The following is a 12,274-nucleotide window of genomic DNA, read 5'->3' as shown; positions in this document are numbered from 1 at the left end:
ACTGTAAGGTGCCACTATGGGAAGACAGAAAGCAGTGATCAAAGCTCGTCGTGAAGCGAAACGCGTCATTAGACGTGATTCACGTAGTCATCGTCAGCGTGAGGAAGAGAACGTGACATCGTTAGTGCAAATGGGCGGTGTTGAATCAATAGGTATGGCACGGGATAGCCGTGATACCTCCGTTATTCAGGCGCGTACGGAAGCTCAAGGTCATTACTTATCAGCCATAGACAGTAAACTGCTCATCTTCGCGACCGGCGAAGCGGGGTGTGGTAAAACCTTTATCAGCGCGGCCAAAGCGGCTGAAGCCCTCATTCACAAAGAAGTTGATCGGATCATTGTGACGCGGCCAGTGTTACAGGCAGATGAAGATTTGGGCTTCCTGCCCGGTGATATCTCGGAGAAATTTGCGCCATACTTCCGCCCGGTGTATGACATCCTACTGCGCCGACTCGGCTCCTCTTTCTTGCAATATTGTCTGCGTCCAGAAATCGGTAAAGTGGAAATTGCGCCATTCGCATATATGCGTGGGCGTACCTTCGAAAATGCGGTGGTGATCCTCGATGAGGCACAAAACGTGACCGCCAGCCAAATGAAGATGTTTCTGACCCGTCTCGGTGAAAATGTCACGGTTATCGTTAATGGCGATATCACCCAATGCGACCTTCCGCGTGGCGTGAAATCGGGTCTTAGTGATGCGCTGGAGCGTTTCGCTGAGGATGAAATGATTGGCATCATCCGCTTTGACAAACAGGACTGTGTCCGCTCAGCGCTATGCCAACATACTTTGAATGCCTATTCATAACGCAAAGTTATGAATGGATGACCCCATAAGAAAGGGCAAGTGCTTATCGCACTTGCCCTTTGCTTATCTGTGACGCCAATGGCGTCGAGAGAACTGCCGCTACAAAGCCGCTACAGCATAATCGTCATCATATAAGCGGCAAACAGCGCCAAGTGGGCGGTGCCATTCAGTACGTTGGTTCTGCCGGTGGAGAATGAGATCTGCGACAGAATCAAGACGCTCACCATCACCACGATATGCGGCGCTTCCAGACCAAAGTTCAACTCCTGCCCAGTCAGTACCGCGATCAATGTCACGGCTGGCACAGTCAGTGAAATGGTCGCCAGCACGGAACCGAAGAACAGGTTCATGGCCCGCTGCACCTGATTTGCCAACACCGCTTTTAAGGCACCCAGCCCTTCAGGGGAGAGGATCAACAGGGCGATCAGGAAGCCAGTAAATTTAGCTGGCGCATTCAGCTCGGTCAGCAAGGCTTCCAGTGGATTAGCATCAAATTTGGTGACGGCAATCACTGCCACCAGATGAACCAATAACCATAATGTATGCCACAGGCTGCTGTGAGACGACGGTTTACCGTGTGGGTCACTTGGGTCATCACCTTCGTCTTCGTGTTCATAGACAAACAGACTTTGATGCGTTTTGGTTTGAATCAGCAGGAAAACACCATACATCGCCGCCGAAATTGCTGCGACGACTAATGACTGCGCCACACTAAAGTTACCGCCGGGCAGGGTGCTGGGTAACACCAAAACAATGATCGCCAGTGGAAAGATAGCCATCAGATATTGTTTGATGCCGACCAAATTAACGTGTTGGGTCGCAAATTTACGGCCACCCAGCAGCAGGGAGACGCCCACCAACCCACCAATAACAATCATGATGATGGAGTAGAGCGTATCGCGCATCAGGGCTGGAGCAGCATCGCCAGTGGCCATCATCGCCGAGATCAGGCTGACCTCAAGTACCACCACTGACAAGCTGAGAATAAGAGAACCATAAGGTTCACCTAAACGGTGTGCTAACACGTCTGCATGGCGAACCACGCTAAAAGCACTGCTCAGAATCCCCACCAATGCAATCAGATTGATAATGATAATGGCGGCGAAATTGCTGGTATCTCCCCAGAGATTAAGAATAACCAGCGCAATAATGGGCAGGATAAGGGAGTATTCGTGATGGCGTGATTTAGATCGGCCAGGATCATTTTGCGACTTCATTTTGAGAACGCTCCTAATAACTTTACTGTGTTAAACAGGCATTACAGCCATTTAACGAGAATTAAGCGCCGTATTGCAGGCTAAGTAGCCTTAAGACTAACAAATAACAGGGAATTGTCGCAGAAAATTTACAAGGTTTTAACTGGGTAGAGTGAAAAAAAGGCAAGAAAAATGGACATTCCAGAGTGATGTCCATTGATTTAATAGGTATTAATGGAGCCTAGTCGTCAAGGTTATCCATAACTTCATGGCGCTTCTGATGATAGTCCTCTTCATTCAGCCCTTCACGCCAGTAAGGAATGGCATAGAGCTGTTGGCGCTCACACCCTTTTTCACGGCGTAGATATCGGCGCAACTGCACCACCATGCTGTCCTCACCCGCGATCCAAAAAGCCGACTCTTCCATCGACAAATTTAGGGCGCAGAATTGGGTGATCACCTCCTTGGTTTTATCTGTACCGCCAATGACCCAACTGAGTTCAACACCGGCTGGCTTGATCAGGTCCAAGACATCTTGGGGCGTATCCACCCGAATAATGGCATGGCCTTCCGCAGTGGCAGGCAGGGATTCCAGCAGTGCCGCAATGGCTGGCAGTGAAGAGGGGTCGCCAACCAGATAGCGGTAAGTTGCCACCGGCAGCAGGGTTTCAGGCCCGCCGGGATTAGTGATCCCCAACCAGTCACCCAGCTTGGCATTGCGGGCAAAATTCACCGCCGGACCACTGTGCTCATGTATGGCGAACTCAATATCTATCTCACCCAATTCTGGGCGAACAGCGCGCACGGAATAAGTACGAACAATCGGGCGCACGTCCGCTGCTGGCCACACCGGGCCTTTCTCGCCGAGTATCGGCAATTCCGGCTGTGTTTGGCCCGCTAAAGGCAGGAACACTTTCAAATGCGCACCGCCGCAATCTGATGGGTAATTCTCTAATGTGGGGCTATGGAAAGTGATTCGGCGCAAATGGGGTGAGGTGTTGACAACTTTTTTTACCTGAACCAAGCGGGGTGGGGTGGGACGAGATTTGGGCTTTGTGCGGGTGGATTCGGTGGTCACAGTGGTTCCTTCTTCATCTTGTCGTGGCATTTTATTTTTTATCGTCAGCCAGCAGAGATCGTGGCTTATAGAGACATAAACTATAACACCAACCAATGTTAATGATAATTATTTGTATTGATAGAAAGTGCGGTTGGGTGAAATGCCGATCCTGCATTAATGGCTTTGCTTAGTGTTAAAACGCATAAGAAACATTTTTTTCATATTTGCGAACGGCTCTGTTCCGCCGTATCACTGTTTCCATCTTAGAAAATAAAGTTTGGGGTGGCGGTGTGAATTTCCAGCAGCTTAAAATTATTCGGGAATCAGCCCGTTGCAATTATAACCTCACGGAGGTGGCGAATACTTTATTCACCTCACAGTCGGGTGTCAGTCGGCATATCCGCGAGCTGGAAGAGGAGTTGGGGATTGAGATATTTATTCGTCGGGGTAAGCGCTTATTGGGGATGACAGAACCGGGGAAAGAGTTACTGACGGTGGCGGAGCGCATGTTAAATGACGCCAATCAAATTCGCCGCCTGGCCGATGTATTCAGCAGTAATGATAGCGGTCAGTTGCATATTGCCACCACCCATACGCAAGCACGCTACAGTTTGCCTCGGGTGATTAAAGAGTTTCGCTTGCTCTATCCGCAGGTTAAGTTGGTGATCAGTCAGGGTAATCCACAGGAGATTGCCGCCATGCTTCACTCCGGTGAAGCTGATATCGGTATTGCTACCGAGCTATTAATGAGTGATGAGTCCATCGCAGCATTTCCCTATTATCGCTGGCATCACGCCATTGTGGTGCCAGAGAATCACCCGTTAACTCAAGAACCCAATATCACACTGGAGACGCTAAGCACCTTGCCATTAATTACCTATCGTCAGGGGATTACGGGCCGTTCGCGTTTAGATAATGCCTTTAAAAATGCAGGCTTAACACCGGATATCGCACTCAGCGCGCAAGATTCTGATGTGATTAAGACCTATGTCGAGTTGGGTATGGGGGTGGGGATTCTGGCAGATATGTCCTATGAAGCACATCGTGATAAGGGGCTGGTACGACTGAATGCCGAGCACTTATTTGATGCCAACACGGTTTGGTTGGGGTTAAAACGCGGTCAGTTACAACGTAACTTTATCTGGTTCTTTATTCAGCTCTGTAATCCAACACTCTCCCTGCATGATATCAAAGAGAAAGTGCTGGCCGAGGCAACAGAAGAAGGGGTGATCGATTACCAAATTTAGCCGATAAAGGGCGCGGCGCTGACTGGCGGTTTGGCACAAAACGTCAGTCAAGGTCATCATTGTCCGGGCTAAATCGCACCCGCACTTCTGTCCCTCCCTCTTCTCGCTGACGAATATCGCACTGCCCACCCAAGCTGGTGGCCCTGTCCTGCATAATGATCAGGCCGTAATGATTAGGTCGCTCACTGGCTTGCCCAATCCCACAGCCATTATCGATGATGGACATTACAACCTCGCCTTGATCCGCCATGACTTTGACCTCGGCCTTGCTGGCATGGGCATGTTTATAGATATTGTTCAGCGCCTCACGGGCGATATTGACCATATGAATAGCTTGATAGTCAGGCACCGCATCCGAGGCTAAGTTAAAATCGAGTGTTATTGGCACATTGGCTCGTTCGCTGAACTCATTGACTAGCGTCTGGAGTGCCGCTTGTAAGGTTGCAGCATTGAGCTTCAAGCGGAAGGTGGTTAGCAGTTCACGTAACTGGCGATAGGCGATGTTAAGTTCATCGCGCATTTGCTGTACCAATAATTGGCTCGGGGCAGGCAAATCAGGTGTCTGCATCTGCAAGCAACTCACCTGTATCTTCAGGCAAGAGAGGGATTGTGCAATGGAGTCGTGCAGCTCGCGTGCAATGGAGGAGCGTTCCTCCATCAACAGTAATTGCTGCTGATGTCGGGCTTGGCTCTCCAGCGCTAAGGTACTGGTGAGCTGCTCGACCAACATGTTAACCAACTGCTGTTGATCTGAATTGAGCGGTTTATCCGTGGGTAACTTCGCCAGCAATAGTCCATATTGGCCGAGCTTATCACTCAGGCTCCAACTCAGAGATTCCCGTGATGTCGCCTGAGTGACACTGCTAAACCCGCTGCTGATGGTTAACTGTTTTGAGACCGCAGATCGCGTTGGGCTATTTTGTGGCGGCAAATATTCACCATCCATATTATCCGAGAGGTGTGTACGATAAAGATGATTGCCGTACAAACAGATCTGCACGTTTTCCAGCGGTGTCAGGGCTTGCAACTGATCAATCACCGGCACCAGCCGCTCACTCAGCGGTTGATGGGTATGTAGCTGGCGGCTGCTGTGATACAGAAAGGCCAATACTTGATTTTTCTGTTGTAAATCAGTGGTCTTCTGCTCGACTCTCTGCTCCAAATCACTGTAGATCAACGACAGTTCCTGCGACATTCGATTCAATGCCGTCCCCAACATGCCCATCTCGTCACGTTGATTGGATAAGGTGTAGCGCTTGCTAAAATCACCGCGCCCAATCGCGTTCGCCATGGAGATTAATTGTAACCATGGGCGCAACAAACGGCGACGCAGATAGTAGATAGTGGCTAACAGCAGTCCCAGAGTTAGGATGATGAAGACCAACTGAATTAGGGTCACCAGCAACAGACGCTGCTCGGTTTTATGGTCAATGGCGAGTACCAGCGCGTCAAGCTGGTGAACAAAGTCAGCCACACGAGCCGCCACTTCGTCGGGGTGTTTGGCTTCTAGCAGTTGAGGTTTGAGTGTCTCTTGCCAGTAGCGCTCGATTTGCAGGTACTGGTTGGTTAAGCCCTCCCGCTTGAGCGCTTGCTGTAAATCACTGCTGGTTTTGTCCTGCTCCAGTGCCACCAAATAAGGCAAATCGCGATCATCCAGTGGCACCATTGAGAGCAGCCGATAACTTTGCATCCGCAGTGAACCCGCTTTATTAATGGCGTGGGCATTACCCTGAATGCTTTGCGCCATCCACGACGAAATCGTCATGCCCGCCAACCCCAGCATCCCCAGCAGTATCATCAGCAATGAGATCTGATTCACCAGTGGGATAAGGTAACGTTTCATAAAGTGGGATTCCTGATCAAATAAGCCTGCAACTTTAACGGTTTTAATCTGGGAATGTTAGCGCTAATGGGATTTCATCCCGGCCGCCGTCATCATCATACGGAACAGCATGGACACCGCTAATAGCGCCAGTACGCTACCGCACCAGATAATCAGCATCCAGCCGACGCGCTTCCACCAAGGTGATTTTATCGGCTCAGTTGATGGGGAAGGTGATGGTGATTTAATCATTCAATGATAGCCCTGTTCGTGATTGATTTTCCCACGGAATACATAGTAGCTCCAGAAGGTATAAACCAGAATGATGGGGATAATAAACAGCGCGCCCACCAGCATAAATCCTAAGCTCTGCGGGGGAGCTGCCGCTTGCCACAAGGTAATGGCGGGCGGAATCAGATAAGGCCAGATACTGATCCCCAAGCCGCTATAGCCAAGGAATACCAATAGTAGCGTCAGCAGGAAGGGGGCATAATGGCCCCCGCGGTTGACGGCGCGCAGCAAGGCCCAACTGGCCAATAACACTAAGAGTGGCACCGGCATAAACCAGAACAGATTGGGCAAGCTGAACCAACGCGCCGCAATTTGGGGGTGTGCCAACGGCGTCCAGAGACTAATGACGGCAATAATCAGCAACATCGCGACGGTGAGGGGGGTCGCCAGCTTATGCATTACCTGCTGCACATGACCTTCGGTTTTCATAATCAACCAAGTGCAGCCGAGCAGGGCATAGGCCGTCACTAACCCGAGGCCACAAAACAGGGCAAAGGGGGTAAACCAGTCAAATGGCCCACCGCTGTAGCTGCGGCCAGTCACCGGGAAACCATGAATAAAGGCTCCGACCACCATGCCCTGTGTAAAGGTGGCAACCAGCGAACCGCCAATAAACGCTTTATCCCAGATATGCTGTTTTTCCGGGCTGGCTTTAAAGCGGAATTCAAAGGCCACGCCGCGAAAAATTAACCCCAACAGCATCAGGGTCAGCGGGATCGCCAGTGCATCCAAAATCACGGCATAGGCGAGTGGGAAAGCGCCCAATAAAGCCGCGCCGCCCAGTACCAACCAAGTTTCGTTGCCATCCCAAACCGGGGCCACGCTGTTCATCATCAAATCCCGGTCGCGGCTGTTTTTGACCAGCGGAAACAGGATGCCAATCCCTAAATCGAAGCCATCCATCACCACATACATCATGGTGCTGAATACAATGATGACAAACCAAATCAGTGGAAGATCAACACCCATCATTAGCTCCTGTGGTGATTATTGTCAGTCGGCGAAAGATTGTGGTCAGTATCAAATGGCTCACTGACGGCGGAGAGTGGTCGTGCAGGCGTCTTGTGTTGGCCGGGGCCGCCTTGCTCTGGCTGGCTATCTTCGTGGGCTTTTGGCCCTTGGCGAATCAGCCGCATCATATAGGCGTAGCCCACACCAAACACCGAACCATAAACCACAATGAATACCAGTAAACTGATGCTCATATGCATCTCGCCATGAGACGACACCGCATCGCGAGTGCGTTGTAAGCCATAAACAATCCACGGCTGGCGGCCCACTTCGGTGGTAAACCAACCGGCCAGAATCGCAATCAGCCCCGATGGCCCCATCCACAACACGAAATAGAGGAACGGGCGCGACTGATACAAACCGCCACGCCAGCGGAGCCATAAACTCCAAAATCCGGCCAAAATCATCAACATACCCAACCCGACCATGATGCGGAATGACCAGAACACGATGGTGGAGTTTGGCCGATCCTCCGGTGGGAAAGATTTCAACGCCGGGATCTGTTTCTCCAAACTGTGGGTCAGGATCAGGCTACCTAAATAGGGAATCTCCACCGCGAAATGGGTTTTCTCCTGCTTCATATCCGGCCAGCCGAACAGAATCAACGGCGTGGCTTCACCGGGCTTATTCTCCCAATGCCCCTCAATGGCGGCAATTTTAGCCGGTTGATACTCCAAAGTATTCAGGCCATGGGCATCGCCAATCACCGCTTGTAGCGGGGCGACAATCAAGGCCATCCACATCGCCATCGACAGCATTTTCCGCATTACCGGGGTATCGCGCTTGCGTAATAAATGCCAGGCGGCGGAGGCTCCAACAAAGAAAGCTGAAGCTAAGAATGCGGCGGTTGACATATGCAGCAGCCGATAAGGGAAGGAGGGGTTGAAGATCACCTTCAGCCAGTCAACGGGCACCACTTGCCCATTGATAACCTCAAAACCTTGGGGGGTCTGCATCCAGCTATTAGAGGCGAGAATCCAAAAGGTGGACATCAGAGTGCCGAGCGCCACCATGCAGGTTGCAAAGAAGTGCAAACCGGGGCCAACGCGATTCCAACCAAACAGCATCACCCCCAAAAAGCCCGCCTCGAGGAAGAACGCGGTCAGGACTTCATAGGTCAGCAAGGGGCCAGTGATACTGCCAGCAAATTCGGAGAAAAAGCTCCAGTTAGTGCCGAATTGGTAGGCCATGACGAGACCGGAAACCACCCCCATACCAAAGTTGACGGCAAAGATTTTCGACCAAAAATGGTAGAGATCGCGATAATCCTCATTTTTGGTTTTTAACCATAAACCCTCCAATACCGCCAGAAAACTGGCTAACCCGATAGTGATGGCGGGGAAGATGATATGGAACGAAATAGTGAAAGCGAATTGGATTCTGGCCAACTCGAGAGCGGTTAAGCCAAACATAGTGACCTCGCTGCAAACATGGTACTGCCTCATCAATCGATAAAATGAATCAACCCACTGCGGCGAGCCACAGGCGATTATTTCAGGGTGCAAACTTGGCAGTTAGTTAACCATAAGTTAAAGTAGCTATAATAGTGACAATTAATTCAATATTACCTATAACAGTTGGTCTATGACTCGATATGAACAGTTAGCGCAGCAAATCCGGGCGCAAATAGAATCTAAGGTCTGGCAGGCGGGTGACAAGCTGCCGTCGCTGCGAGAAAGTTGTAAGCAATCAGGACTCAGCTTAATGACGGTGGTGCAGTCATATCAGCTACTGGAAAGTCAGGGGTGGATCGTCGCCCGTCCGCAATCGGGCTACTATGTGGCCTCGCGTCCGACACAACTGCCGCAGCCTCAGCGCGGGAAAAAACTGCATCTGGATGAGCAAGTAGACATTAATGCTTTTATTTTTGATGTACTACAAGCAGGTAAAGATCCGGCAATTATGCCCTTTGGTTCGGCATTTCCTGATCCGAGTCTCTTGCTGCAACCCCGCTTATCCCGCTCACTGGCCAGTGTGGCCCGCAAAATATCACCACAAAGCTCGGTGACCAATTTACCGCCGGGGAATGAGAGTTTACGGCGCAATATCGCCCAGCGTTATGCCGCCAGTGGAATGAATGTTTCACCCGAGGAGATTGTGATTACTGCTGGGGCGATGGAGTCACTGAGCTTGAGTTTGCAAGCCGTCACTCAGCCCGGCGATTGGGTGGTGCTAGAGTCGCCGGCCTTTTATGGCGCACTACAGGCCATTGAGCGGTTACGATTAAAAGCCATTTTCATCACCACGCACCCGCAGCATGGCATGGATCTGGATGCCCTTGAGCAGGTCATCACGCAATACCCGATTAAAGCCTGCTGGTTAATGACCCATTTTCAGAATCCTTTGGGGTGCACCATGTCATGGCCGCAGAAAAAACGGCTGGTGGCGCTGTTGCAACAGAACAATATTTCGTTGATTGAAGATGATGTTTATGGCGAATTGTACTTTGGTGCCGAGCGCCCGCTGCCTGCCAAAGCACTCGATCAACATCGGCAGATTCTGCACTGCTCCTCATTTTCAAAGTGTCTGGCACCGGGTTTCCGTGTGGGGTGGGTCGCCGCTGGTGAACATGCGCAGCGGATTCAACATTTGCAACTGATGAGTACCGTTTCGGCCAGTGTCCCGACCCAGTTGGCGATTGCGGATTATCTCACTCAAGGCGGCTATGATACCCATCTTCGCCGCTTACGCCGCTTAATGGAGCAGCGGCTAAACGCACTGCGGCAGGCGGTGGTCGAGCATTTTCCGAAAAATGTCAAAATCAGCCATCCAGCGGGAGGGTATTTTTTGTGGCTGGAACTAGAACCCCCCTTTAATGCCAGCGAACTCTATCGGCGTGCACTGTCGCAGGGCGTCAGTATTGCCCCCGGCCGGATGTTCACCACCGGTAATCAGTTTGATCACTGCTTTCGACTCAATGCCTCTTTTGCTTGGTCAGAGCAGAGCCAAAAGGCGATCCAAATTTTGGCGCAATTGATTCACCAACTGAGCCACGACACCTATAACAGTCGCTTCCGCTAGCCCTCTCACCTCAATGGCTCAATTCAAATCAATTCACGAATCAAATGGCTCCAGAAGTGGGGCCAAAGCAGCATTATATGCTAGCGATATGGCGGTCATTTCACCCCCGTTATGATGCATAACTCGCTTATTTCTTGCCGCCAGCCCCTTTTTTCACGCAGTAGAAATGCACTCAATTGAAGCATTCAGTGCTCATTTGTAGGGCAACAGGAACCGCTGTTGTTATTTATATGTTGCTAAACTGTGATCTGACAGAGCAAAAATCAAAATTGATAACAAATGCATATAATTGCTCTACAAGCCCACATTATTAGCCAGTTAAGTGACTGTAGTACAGTATGAATGCGGGTATTCTGCATAATTATGCAATTTAAATTCTTGTTTTAATGGAATTTATACATTTTATTCACATTGCATATGGTGTGGCACGAATGCTGCTGTACACTTTATATCAGGTGAATATATTTCATTATTTATTGTTATCAGAATAAGAGATTTCTGTTGGATGGCATCACTAAACCAAATGGGATCTCTCTCAACCCAATATTTACGCTGATTAAAGAGGCCACTATGGAACAGCCAATCCCGGTTACCCGACAGTCTTTTGATGAATGGATCGTCCCAACCTATGCACCAGCAGATTTTATTATCGTGCGGGGAGAGGGGGCGACACTGTGGGATCAGCAGGGCAAATCGTATATCGACTTTGCGGGCGGTATTGCCGTCAATGCCTTGGGACATGGGCATCCGGCGGTTAAGGCTGCACTGATTGAGCAAGCGGATAAAGTGTGGCATTTGGGCAACGGTTATACCAACGAACCGGTGCTGCGACTGGCGAAACAACTGATCGATGCGACCTTTGCGGAGAAAGTTTTCTTCTGCAACTCAGGGGCTGAGGCCAATGAGGCGGCGCTAAAATTGGCGCGAAAATATGCGCTGGATAACTTTGCCAATAAGCCGGGCCTGCAGGGAGAGAAAAACCAGATTGTGGCGTTTAGAAATGCATTTCATGGCCGCACCCTGTTTACCGTGTCTGCGGGTGGGCAGCCTAAATACTCGCAGGATTTTGCGCCGCTGCCGGGGGGCATCAGTCACGGCATTTTCAATGATCTGGCCTCTGCTGAAGCACTGATCACCGACCAAACCTGTGCAGTGATTGTCGAGCCAATTCAAGGTGAAGGCGGAGTATTGCCAGCGGATCGCGAGTTTCTGCACGGCTTGCGCGCCTTATGCGATCGCCATAATGCATTGCTGATTTTTGATGAAGTACAGACTGGGGTCGGCCGCACTGGAGAGCTCTACGCCTACATGCATTACGGCGTGACACCGGATGTCCTGACCAGTGCTAAAGCCTTAGGCGGTGGCTTCCCGATTGCTGCGATGCTAACCACCACGCAATTTGCCAGCGCACTGAATGTCGGCAGCCATGGCACCACCTACGGCGGTAACCCACTGGCTTGCGCCGTGGCCGGTACCGTTTTGTCACTGATCAACACCCCTGCGGTGCTTGCGGGCGTGAAAGAGCGACACCAGTGGTTCTTGGATGGGTTGGCTGAAATCAATGCCCGCTACAAAGTCTTCGCTGAAATACGTGGGCGCGGGCTACTGATTGGCTGTGCGCTCAACAGTGATTATGCCGGTAAATCCAAAGAGATTATTCAGGCTGCCGCTGAGCATGGGCTTATTGCGCTCATTGCTGGCCCTGATGTGGTGCGTTTTGCGCCATCACTGATTATTTCTCGACAAGATATTAAGGATGGTTTGGCCCGACTTGCACTGGGGATTGAACAGGTGTGTCGAAAGGCTAAGTCGTAACATTTA

General features: G+C 50.7%; 10 protein-coding genes. 4 read left to right on the top strand and 6 right to left on the bottom strand.

Features of this window, described 5'->3' with window-relative positions:
* Window positions 1-16: 16 nt before the first annotated feature.
* Window positions 17-805 (top strand): phosphate starvation-inducible protein PhoH, encoded by a 789-nt coding sequence (phoH, locus tag HRD69_RS16955; RefSeq protein WP_032814767.1) that lies wholly within the window; start codon window positions 17-19, stop codon window positions 803-805.
* Window positions 806-915: 110 nt separating this feature from the next.
* Here the strand turns inward: phoH and chaA are convergent, their stop codons facing one another.
* A complete protein-coding gene (chaA, locus tag HRD69_RS16950; protein WP_004875638.1) occupies window positions 916-2,022 on the bottom strand; it encodes a sodium-potassium/proton antiporter ChaA in 1,107 nt (368 codons plus the stop codon).
* 220 nt (window positions 2,023-2,242) lie between these two features.
* A complete protein-coding gene (locus tag HRD69_RS16945; RefSeq protein WP_032814768.1) occupies window positions 2,243-3,079 on the bottom strand; it encodes a siderophore-interacting protein in 837 nt (278 codons plus the stop codon).
* A gap of 272 nt (window positions 3,080-3,351) precedes the next feature.
* Here HRD69_RS16945 and cbl point away from each other — a divergent pair, with 272 nt between their 5' ends.
* Complete coding sequence (gene cbl / locus HRD69_RS16940; protein ID WP_032814784.1) at window positions 3,352-4,308, top strand: HTH-type transcriptional regulator Cbl; 957 nt, start codon at window positions 3,352-3,354, stop codon at window positions 4,306-4,308.
* 43 nt (window positions 4,309-4,351) lie between these two features.
* Here cbl and narX read toward each other — a convergent pair whose 3' ends face one another.
* The 4 genes from narX to HRD69_RS16920 all read right to left on the bottom strand — a co-directional run bounded on the left by narX (window position 4,352) and on the right by HRD69_RS16920 (window position 8,844).
* Window positions 4,352-6,151 carry a nitrate/nitrite two-component system sensor histidine kinase NarX gene (narX, locus tag HRD69_RS16935; protein ID WP_004875641.1) on the bottom strand — a complete coding sequence of 600 codons (1,800 nt, stop codon included), beginning with the start codon at window positions 6,149-6,151 and terminating at the stop codon, window positions 4,352-4,354.
* Between the two features lie 63 nt (window positions 6,152-6,214).
* On the bottom strand, window positions 6,215-6,382 hold the full coding sequence (locus HRD69_RS16930; RefSeq protein ID WP_004875642.1) for a DUF2474 domain-containing protein: 168 nt from the start codon (window positions 6,380-6,382) through the stop codon (window positions 6,215-6,217).
* Window positions 6,383-7,390, bottom strand: coding sequence for a cytochrome d ubiquinol oxidase subunit II (gene cydB, locus HRD69_RS16925; protein ID WP_004875643.1), 1,008 nt, complete (start codon window positions 7,388-7,390; stop codon window positions 6,383-6,385).
* Window positions 7,391-7,392: 2 nt separating this feature from the next.
* On the bottom strand, window positions 7,393-8,844 hold the full coding sequence (locus HRD69_RS16920; RefSeq protein WP_004875644.1) for a cytochrome ubiquinol oxidase subunit I: 1,452 nt from the start codon (window positions 8,842-8,844) through the stop codon (window positions 7,393-7,395).
* 172 nt (window positions 8,845-9,016) lie between these two features.
* Between HRD69_RS16920 and HRD69_RS16915 the strand changes: the two genes are divergently transcribed.
* Both HRD69_RS16915 and HRD69_RS16910 read left to right on the top strand, forming a co-directional pair.
* Window positions 9,017-10,453 (top strand): aminotransferase-like domain-containing protein, encoded by a 1,437-nt coding sequence (locus tag HRD69_RS16915; protein ID WP_004875645.1) that lies wholly within the window; start codon window positions 9,017-9,019, stop codon window positions 10,451-10,453.
* A gap of 570 nt (window positions 10,454-11,023) precedes the next feature.
* Complete coding sequence (locus tag HRD69_RS16910) at window positions 11,024-12,268, top strand: aspartate aminotransferase family protein (protein WP_032814770.1); 1,245 nt, start codon at window positions 11,024-11,026, stop codon at window positions 12,266-12,268.
* Window positions 12,269-12,274 lie beyond the last annotated feature (6 nt).

Origin of the sequence: Yersinia mollaretii ATCC 43969 (assembly GCF_013282725.1) — a bacterium.
GTDB classification, from domain to species: domain Bacteria; phylum Pseudomonadota; class Gammaproteobacteria; order Enterobacterales; family Enterobacteriaceae; genus Yersinia; species Yersinia mollaretii.
The sequence above is the reverse complement of the archived record's forward strand: the minus strand, read 5'-3'. Positions and strand labels throughout refer to the sequence as shown.

Coding starts and splice junctions, on each gene's coding strand:
- phoH (WP_032814767.1), top strand. CDS start 17: ATGGGAAGACAGAAAGCAGTGATCAAAGCTCGTCGTGAAGCGAAACGC.
- chaA (WP_004875638.1), bottom strand. CDS start 2,022: ATGAAGTCGCAAAATGATCCTGGCCGATCTAAATCACGCCATCACGAA.
- narX (WP_004875641.1), bottom strand. CDS start 6,151: ATGAAACGTTACCTTATCCCACTGGTGAATCAGATCTCATTGCTGATG.
- HRD69_RS16930 (WP_004875642.1), bottom strand. CDS start 6,382: ATGATTAAATCACCATCACCTTCCCCATCAACTGAGCCGATAAAATCA.
- cydB (WP_004875643.1), bottom strand. CDS start 7,390: ATGGGTGTTGATCTTCCACTGATTTGGTTTGTCATCATTGTATTCAGC.
- HRD69_RS16920 (WP_004875644.1), bottom strand. CDS start 8,844: ATGTTTGGCTTAACCGCTCTCGAGTTGGCCAGAATCCAATTCGCTTTC.
- HRD69_RS16915 (WP_004875645.1), top strand. CDS start 9,017: ATGACTCGATATGAACAGTTAGCGCAGCAAATCCGGGCGCAAATAGAA.
- HRD69_RS16910 (WP_032814770.1), top strand. CDS start 11,024: ATGGAACAGCCAATCCCGGTTACCCGACAGTCTTTTGATGAATGGATC.